This window comes from Cohnella sp. GCM10012308 (genome assembly GCF_042649185.1).
Lineage (GTDB): Bacteria > Bacillota > Bacilli > Paenibacillales > Paenibacillaceae > Cohnella.
Genome location: NZ_JBHRYU010000027.1, coordinates 117424 through 123423, shown reverse-complemented (window position 1 = coordinate 123423; position 6000 = coordinate 117424). Strand labels below are relative to the sequence as shown.

The following is a 6000-nucleotide window of genomic DNA, read 5'->3' as shown; positions in this document are numbered from 1 at the left end:
GCATGGGTCAAGACATTGGACGATGCTTCGGACTTTTACAGATCGGTGTAATCGCGCGAAATAACGAGCTGCGTTATGAAATTGGAATCATTGTGGGGTATGACTCCAGTTTTAGGGGGCCTAGCCGTATTTGCAGGTATTTTATCAAGTCTCGTAAGTCGGTGGAAAATACATGTATAAATGCAGGTTTTTCGGTTCACTCCACACTCGAAAAGCGCCGGAACGTCAAAAGTCCGCTCACTTGTCTTCGAATCGCCGCCGCTCGAGCCAGAAAGAGGAAAAACGGTGAAGCCATGTGCGCTTCACCGTTTTTTGCAATGCTTCTGCCTTGCTTTGACTGCTTTATTGCTGTTATTACTTTAATTTGCTTTGCAGTCATTACTTCACTTCGACTTACTGCCTCTACTTCACGACGTTGCTCAAAAATTGCTCGAGCGGCGCCGGATCCGTAATGTTATGATTGCAGACCTCGCTGTCCGCGCACATATAATTGCCGATCGCCTTGTAATAGTCAGGCGAGGCGTTCGCAGGCCTGGACTTGGTAAGCGCCGTGAACAGGCCGACCTCGGTCTGCCGGTTGCACACAAAGCAGGTCCCCTTCTTGTTCGTCGGCGTGAACCGTCCTTCGATGCCGACGAGCCGTCCGTCCAGCGGATACACGATAAACAGCTTGTTCGCGGCGATGTCCGACCAGCCCAGATAGCTGATCGCCTTCCTATCCAGCGCGGCCAGATCCGGAAGCTTCAGCTTCTTGATCTTCGGATACAGCTTTTTCAGCTGCTGCTCCGTCCCCGTCTCGAACGCGATCCGGTGATTCTCCAGAGAAGCCAGATATAGCTGAAACTCCGGTGCGGTGCCGAGCTCGTATCCGCGTTGGACAATCTCCAGCGCCGCTTCGTTCGCGTCGGGGAACGCCTCCGCGAGCTTGAACTGCATATTGGAACGGACCGATTCGACGATCTTCGGATCCGCGACGGTCGCGCAGGCGCGCTGCAGCAGACCGACTTGTTTTTTAATCAGGTTATATTGGTGGTTTCTAATGAACGGTTGCATGCTTTCAGCCCCTTAATTAGTATGATTCGCTAATTAGGTGCAAAGCCCATGATTAGAAACGATAACGCTGGTACGGGCGATCGGTTAACGCTGAAAGTCCGGCCCCATGCAAAGTATCGCCCCATTCGCAGGCTTTGCATGAGTTAAGCGCATTCCGGCAAAGTGATTTGCCATCAACTAACGCCCCCCTCTCAACTTGCATTATACCGAACCTCATAGTCCGGAACAAATATTTCTCTGAACTTCGCCGCCCACGGCTCCTGCATCGGAGGCAGCAGCTCGTACAGCTCGTTTGCTTTGTCTTTGTAGAGCGCCTGCACGACCTTGCAGTATTCGATGCAGCCCGAATCTCGCGCGTACTGCACGAATTCCTGCTGACTTTCAACGAACTGCCCGGAGGTCATCGCTCCCGCATAATACGCGTCTAGCTCCGGGAATTCTGCGTGGCTGTCTTCGAGCATGAACAGCACGGGCAGCGTACGCTTTTTGTGCAAAAGGTCGTTCTTGATGTCGAGCCTCAGTACGTCTCTCGCGTCGTTTTCGATCTGGGACACGATGCCCCCGCATACGGCCAGCTGATCCAGCGTCGCAGCGATGTCTGGATCGATCCCGTCGACGAGCGAATATCCCATATAGACGGCCAGCTGCATTAAGGCGCCGGATTTGTCGGCGACCATGTGAAAGTAATCTTCTTCCGTCTGCACCTTGTCGGTGATGTCTACCTGCTGCCCTTGAATCGACCTTGCCAGCAGACCGCCGACCATTTTTCCAATTCCCTGCCTGTCGCAATTACCCAGAATCGCCGCGAACATCGCCAGCACCGCGTTGAGCGTAACCGCCGGATCGCAAGTCATCCAGGGTCTGCCGGGGCTGTCCCGGTCTTGCAGGTCGTCCACGATGTCCAGCAGCAGGATAATCAGCTCCGTCAGCGCCGCGTGCCGCTCCAGGTCGGGCGATCGCCCGCCCAGCATCCGATGCGTGCAGCGGGTCATGTCGGCCCAGGATGTTTTCTCCTCCGCTTTCTCGGCGATAAAGGACCGCAGCGTTGCATTCAACGTCGCGTTCCGCGCGTATTCGTCCACCATTTTGTGAAGTTCAGAAAGTATGCTCTCGTCCATGCCCGTCTTCCTCTCAGCTCTGGTATTGCGAACTTTGCACGAATCTCTCGATCGCTTGCGCCCGCGTCTGGACGCCCAGTTTCTCGTAGATGCGACGAAGATAGTTGTCGACCGACCGCTTGCTGATATACATCTGCTCCGCAATCTTCTCGTACGTATCGCCTTTGATGATCAGAGACATGAGCAGCACCTCTTCTTCCGACAACAGCTGATCGACATTGTCTTTGCCGGATATACTCTTCAGCTGCGGCAGCATGCTCTGCGGCAGCACGATATGATTGTCGAGCACGCATGCGACGATATGCATCATCGTCGACTCGGTGACCCCTTTAGAAATAATGCCGCTAATCAGATTGGACAGCAGGAAAGGAAGAAGATCCGACACGTCGACACCGGTGAAAATGATGATTTTAAGGTTCGGATGCTCCGCCTTCAGCTGCTCAGCGACCTGCGTGCCGCTCAGATCGGGCAGCTGGTAATCCAGCAGCACCAGGTCGGGACTGACGGCGGCAGCCAATTGAATCGCGTCCTCGCCGCTCCTTGCAAACCCGGCCGTCTCGATTCTGTCCATCTGGCTGACCAACTGCAGCGTCGCCTGCGCCATCAACGGATGGTCATCCACGACGATCGTTTTATACTTTCGTTTCATGCAGTCATTCCTTCTTTAAGCGGGATTACGGCGCTGAACGACATGCCGCTGCCTTGATCGGATTTGATCTCGAATACGCCCCGCATCGATAAAATTCTGCTCTTTAATTGCTCCAGGCCGATATGCGAGCCCCCGATCTCGCGTACGAGATCCTTCTCGGATAAGAAGCCAAGGCCATTGTCACGGTATTGGATTACCAGCTTGCCGTTAGAAGCGCTCAGATTAAAATTTACTCTTGTTGCATTTGAGTGTTTTTTCGCATTGTTAACGAGCTCCTGGAACACGCGGAAAAGATGACGCTTCATCTCCATGTTGCAGGATTCGATCTGGTCGATACCTCCATACCTGAACTCGACCTCAAATGGCAAGGTTGATTGCTCAATTTCGATCAGTTTGTCGATCGTCCGAACCAATCCAAGCTCTTGCAGTAAATACGGATGCAGTTCGAAGCAGCTCTGGCGCAAATTCATATTAATAATATCAATATAATCGAGCAAGCTCTTGGCCTGCTCCGAATCCTGCCAATCGTCCGAGTAATTATCGAGCAAAGCAGCCAGCTTTCTCTTTAGAAAGAACAGATCTTGCATGGTGGTATCGTGCAGATCTGTAGCGATCCGAAAACGTTCTTTTTCCTGTAACTCGAACATCAGCTTACGAAACCATGCGATGTCATTTGCCGTCTCCTCGCTTGGAACTTGCGCAGCAAGCAATTCAAGCTTGTTTGACATTTTACGAATTAAATATAAGTTCTCCATGCTAATAGACAAATACGAAGTAATTAGATTTAGCCATTGCATTTCCTCTGAACCCAAGTAAGTATTTGTCTTTTTTCTTGTAAGGACCAAGTAGCTTACGTACTCCTCGTTACGCGTTAGCTCAAAAGTGACCAGGTCGCAATCTAGGGGTTCTTGAGAGACTACACTTTGAATCTCTCTCTCTGACATTGCCCCCTCACTTATCACTTCGTAAGAGTCGTAATATTTAAAAATAATAGCCCCTCCGTATACTTGCAAAATTTCAATAATATCTTTAAGTACCAGTTCCTTTAATTCAGTAAAACTCGAGATCAAAGCTAGTTTTTTTGCTATCTTTTTAATTGAGCTTTGTAGGTAGTATCTTCGAGGGAAAATTGTTTTTTCTAATTTATTCGTGAAATACTCCAAGGAATATAGCGTTGCGGACAATAAAATAATAAGAAATGTAAATGCTAAGAACATATGATTGATTTCCATTTCATAAGAAAAAAGAAACGGGATTACTAAAACTATGATGGCACTTGGAATAATGGAAACGGAAGTTGTAAGTATAATTCTTCTTACAATCAAATCAATATCGTAAATTTTTTTAGTTAACATTAGATACATAAAAGAAAGAGGAAACAAAAGAGTAAACCAACCAGAGTAGCCAGATCTAATCCATTCGAAGCCAAATGTTATTTTTGTAAAAAACGAAAAACAAACAATAGGAGTTATTGAAATGGTAAAAAAAACAATAATAGTTTTGATTATCATAGATAGATAAGGATTAGACTTACAATGCCTCATGTAAATGAAAATTAAATAAACAATGTTAAAGATCGCACCTATTGAAAAAAATAGAAGCTCGCATAAGGAATAAACTTTGTGAATCCATTGATTGACCAACATATTGTTGAAGCGAAAAATAAGTGGCAAAGTAAAAAAGAGAACAGATACATACCACCATTTTAAGTATTTTGTTTGCAGTTTTATTTGTCCCTTATCGCTTAAAAAGACGATCAAGAAGTGAACCATTGCTATTGGTATGGTAACAAGCCCTGCACCAATAATCATTTTTCCAAGTAAATCCCCTCTAATTGAAGCTCCGAGGCTAATAAAAGTCAAACTGATAGTTAAAAAAACAAACGCTAATCTACGAGCCGACTCTGAATTCTGAATGCCAAAAAATAATAGTAAGGAGATAAATAAACAGCTTAAACCACCAAACACAGACAAGAGATCTTCTTTTGTAAGTTTAGATAATTGGTCGGTCTGAATCTTAAATATCAAATCTCCCCGTTTGACCGATATTTCATCAGCTTGATCCACGGCTCCCCAACGTCTAACAGAGAAATAATCATCCACTGGGCTGTTATTAATAAATAATATTTCATCATTTAATTGAAGATCTGTTTTCGTAATTAAACTTCTTGAATCCACTTGGCTCACGTACCAGTGTCCGTTTTTTTCTTTTACATTAAAATCCATATAGGGATAGCGAACTGTAATAAATATGAACCATGAAACTAAACCTATTAATAAAATAAATAAGAATAAATTTGTCTTTTTAATCGACAATTCCTGCCCTTCTTTCTACAAAATGTGATATTATGATTAGGAAAAACTATCCAATCGGGAGGTAACTACCATGATCCTCGCACAGCCTTCAGAACTAAAGTCAGTAGTAAAGCAACTAAAAAAGTCAGACCAAAAAAAGTTTGATTCAGTTATCGGCCATTTTTCTTTAACGAACGTGGAAAAAGGTGCATTGAAAAAAGCATTTGTAAAAAGTGACACAGCTACTGCAAAAGAGACTTATTGGGTTTAGTACATTTTGTTTACATTGATTAACTCGTATCGTTTTTAGATACGAGTTTTTTTGCACATTTTTAATCAATGTGCATAACATTTTGCATCTTTACGCATTCAAATTGCACTGACAACACCAATAAATTACAGGTAAACTTTAACATATAAGCGCTACGCATTCAAAAGATTTCTGATCATTTCATACTAAAGTAAACGAGGTTTGCAGGTGATTACGATGAAGGCACTGAAGGAAAGCGACGATGCTTGGTATGTCTCCCTGGCGGTTCAGACTGTGCTGCAGGAGCAGTTGGTCAGAGTTCGTCTTAATCGCCATGAAATTTTGAATATAGCAGAAGAAGTACAAATGGAAACGCTTCGTTTTAAGGAAGCGGCTGAAATGGTGAAAACCCCATCCGGAAAGGTGATTCCTCAAATGAGGTTCATCTTGGCGCATCTGCAGGACGATCACCTGGCAAGCAGCTATTTCGAAGCCAGAACGCTTGGCCTGGATATCGAGTTTGTTCAGATGCTGCGCTGCGAGATCATCCGCAGAAGGATAAAGGATCTGGTGAGCGAGGATTTAGAGCATTAATTTGTCGAATTCAATATTTTATTGTCGCTAAATGTTAATTTG

The 6000-nt window shown here is 45.3% G+C and carries 6 protein-coding genes; 2 read left to right on the top strand and 4 right to left on the bottom strand.

Going from position 1 to position 6000, the window contains the following annotated elements:
• Window positions 1–402: 402 nt before the first annotated feature.
• The 4 genes from ACFOTD_RS24605 to ACFOTD_RS24590 all read right to left on the bottom strand — a co-directional run bounded on the left by ACFOTD_RS24605 (window position 403) and on the right by ACFOTD_RS24590 (window position 5135).
• Window positions 403–1053 (bottom strand): FusB/FusC family EF-G-binding protein, encoded by a 651-nt coding sequence (locus ACFOTD_RS24605; protein WP_378122590.1) that lies wholly within the window; start codon window positions 1051–1053, stop codon window positions 403–405.
• 191 nt (window positions 1054–1244) lie between these two features.
• Window positions 1245–2171, bottom strand: coding sequence for a polyprenyl synthetase family protein (locus ACFOTD_RS24600; protein ID WP_378122589.1), 927 nt, complete (start codon window positions 2169–2171; stop codon window positions 1245–1247).
• Between the two features lie 13 nt (window positions 2172–2184).
• On the bottom strand, window positions 2185–2820 hold the full coding sequence (locus tag ACFOTD_RS24595) for a response regulator transcription factor (RefSeq protein ID WP_378122588.1): 636 nt from the start codon (window positions 2818–2820) through the stop codon (window positions 2185–2187).
• On the bottom strand, window positions 2817–5135 hold the full coding sequence (locus tag ACFOTD_RS24590) for a sensor histidine kinase (protein ID WP_378122586.1): 2319 nt from the start codon (window positions 5133–5135) through the stop codon (window positions 2817–2819). The genes ACFOTD_RS24595 and ACFOTD_RS24590 overlap by 4 nt, the downstream gene beginning before the upstream one ends.
• A 70-nt stretch (window positions 5136–5205) precedes the next feature.
• On the opposite strand from ACFOTD_RS24590, the gene ACFOTD_RS24585 reads away from it, so the two are divergent.
• Both ACFOTD_RS24585 and sda read left to right on the top strand, forming a co-directional pair.
• Complete coding sequence (locus ACFOTD_RS24585) at window positions 5206–5385, top strand: hypothetical protein (protein WP_378122585.1); 180 nt, start codon at window positions 5206–5208, stop codon at window positions 5383–5385.
• A gap of 216 nt (window positions 5386–5601) precedes the next feature.
• Window positions 5602–5958: a sporulation histidine kinase inhibitor Sda gene (sda, locus tag ACFOTD_RS24580; RefSeq protein ID WP_378122593.1), complete on the top strand. Its 357-nt coding sequence runs from the start codon at window positions 5602–5604 to the stop codon at window positions 5956–5958.
• Window positions 5959–6000: the final 42 nt, after the last annotated feature.